The 2,546-nt window shown below is 56.0% G+C and carries 1 protein-coding gene and 1 pseudogene; both read right to left on the bottom strand.

All coding sequences use genetic code 11. The annotated features are described in order from the left end of the window. A pseudogene (locus GOX01_RS13290) lies at positions 1 to 198 on the bottom strand (hypothetical protein); the annotation flags it as partial. Positions 199 to 296: 98 nt separating this feature from the next. Then, positions 297 to 2,096, bottom strand: coding sequence for a hypothetical protein (locus GOX01_RS12605; protein ID WP_131973916.1), 1,800 nt, complete (start codon positions 2,094 to 2,096; stop codon positions 297 to 299). Between the last annotated feature and the right edge of the window lie 450 nt (positions 2,097 to 2,546).

Here is a 2,546-nt window from a genome sequence, read left to right as displayed (position 1 = left end):
GCCCTTGATACACCGTGGCTCCGGTTTGTCCCAATCTGACTATATGTCTTCTGACCCTCGACCGTTTGACGCTTGCGCCATTTTGTAACGGTTTTTGGATTGATCCCGAACTCTTTGCTCAGCGCCGTGAGCAAAACCTGCGATCGCTGTATTGCTACTCACACAGCGTGCTATGGTCGTGGCGCTCCCATGATGGATCTATCCCATAGGGCTTCCTTCCACTCACGTGCGACAACAAAAGAGCGTGCGCCTCGTCGTGAGACTGGCGCTATCGTTCCGTCCCACAGGGTGGGACGTCAGAAGCTGCTCAACGCCGCGCGCTTCCAGATATTTTGGGCTACGCAGACGTAGTGATAATCGGCGTCGTCCTCAAACTGGCCTGGCGTGCATGGGGCCGAGGAAGAGGCGGGCGTACTCAGCGGCTCGATCACCGCACCGCTTCCCGAGACCGTCAGCCCGCAATTCACCCCCGTGCCGCACAGCGAGATCGAGCTGTCCGACAGGCCGTATTTGATTGCACCGTTGATGTAGCCGTTGAGCTGCCCATACCACAGGTCGTCGGCATTCGTCGGCGACGGCGCAGTGCCGGGCGTCGCTACCGGCCCAAGGTACATGTTCGGGTTGCCGCCCGCCGCGTCCTGCTGCAGGCGCAACACCTGGCGAAAGGTGTAGCCGTTGGCCACCGCGTCGTTCTCAGCCATAGTGAAGCTCGTTCCCGCCGCACTGCTCGCATCCAGATTCGAGCACCAGCTTCCCACATAGATAGATGAGCCGACGATCGGCCGCGTGTTGCAACCGTTCCAGAATACGAAGCCAAGCGGCAGATTACCGGCCAGCACATAGCCCGCGCTATCGGTCGTGAACTCCGAGCCATCGTTGAGTGCCCCTGTGCTCTGCGGCGAGATCACGTATCCGGCATAGCCGACGCTATGCGGCTTGGTGGCCTGTACGACGAAGTCGCTCTCCTCGCCCTCAAAATTGCGCGCGAGCGACGTTTCCTGACCTGAGGCCTGCTCGACGTATTGCATGAACGAGTTGTGGGCGAAAATCTTGGCGGGCGAACCTAGCCAAATCGTGGGCACCGAGCGATTCGAATAAATCGAGTTATCCAGATGCTTTATGTCCGGCACGACAGGTGTGCTCGGCGTCGCCTGGCCGAGCACGCTCCAGCCATTGACAGTGATGGTGGCGCCCGACCAGCTGGTGACGTAAGCGCCATAAAAGCGCGGCGTGGCGATCTTGCCCGCTGGCGTGCCGGTGTCCTGCACAGTCGGGTCGATCACGTTGGTAAAAATATACATGCCCTGACGAAGCTGATTGGTCTGCTCGGGCGTTAGCGGCTGTGGCAGCGTCACGCTCGTCGCCGTGAACGCGGCCGCCGTCAGTACGAGGCGCGCCGGCGCATCGTCCAGATGTTCGTAAAGACCGACAAGATCACCCATTCCGGCGTTCGCACTCACACCACTACGCCAGTCGCTACCAGAGATAGCCGCCCTTCCTGCGCTATCTGTCTGACTGCCACCTGTCGCGATGAGGCAAAGTGCACAACCGTTGTTATAATTACCGTAGGGCCGCGCGACGATATTGACGATGGAGCTCGTCGCGGTGTCGTTGCCATCACTCGTTACCTGAGGGAGCGCCCCCCCCCCGAGCCACACCGCATCCCTGCCACCCGAGAGCGGATCGCCAGCCCCGTTCGCAAGCGCTATCTGAATGCCGTCCACGACATTGCCTGAAGAATCTGTGTAGGACCGGAGCACATTGATGGATTTCGATATAACGTTGTTTTTCATATTTAGATTGATATCCAGGGGCGCAACTCCTCCTGGAGATCCCACGTCTTGACTGTTCAGGTAATGGCACGGAGTGGGACGGCTATGGCCATCGAGGCCGCAAATATTCTCGATGACCTGGGCTTGCCGCCACTGCCCGCCACCATCCTTATAAGCGGATATGAGGGGCGAGCCATTGGCTCCGATCGGGGTCGCGAGCTTGATGGGACTGAAAGATCCGGCTTGATTTTTGTATTGCTCCGCAGGCTGTGCAAGGCAAAAGAAAGGCATAAATAGCCATGCCAACACCATAAGGTATTTCATGATTTATCCGAATTTTATGGGGAAAGAAATAATTGGCATACACGACCATCCTACCTAAGTAATAGTATAGAATACGACATAAAAATTCAAGGGTTTTACCCTGACGGGCTGTCTTTTATCGTCTTTTACACTAGGAGACCTGTACGTGAGTTGTGGATATTGCTAATTTTGTCTATATTGATAAAGGAAATATGAAATTGATTTTCGTTTTCTCTCTCCCTGCAATGCCGTCCGCCACGTTGCAACATTGATACGATCGGCGAAGCTGTCATGCGGATAATGCGAAGATGTTGATGGTTCGTTTTAAGATTGTAGCAAGCCTTGGAGAGCCCCCCCGACATCGCATGTAACGTAGGCCATAGCTGCGCTTCCATGTGCTAAAGATCTTCTCGATCCGGCCTAGTTGATCTTCATTGACGAAACCGCCCTCTACAACGAAGATTCCCCGTT

Origin of the sequence: Gluconobacter oxydans (assembly GCF_006539685.1) — a bacterium.
Lineage (GTDB): Bacteria > Pseudomonadota > Alphaproteobacteria > Acetobacterales > Acetobacteraceae > Gluconobacter > Gluconobacter oxydans.
Note: the sequence above shows the minus strand (reverse complement) of the source record. Positions and strands in the feature narration are given on the sequence as shown.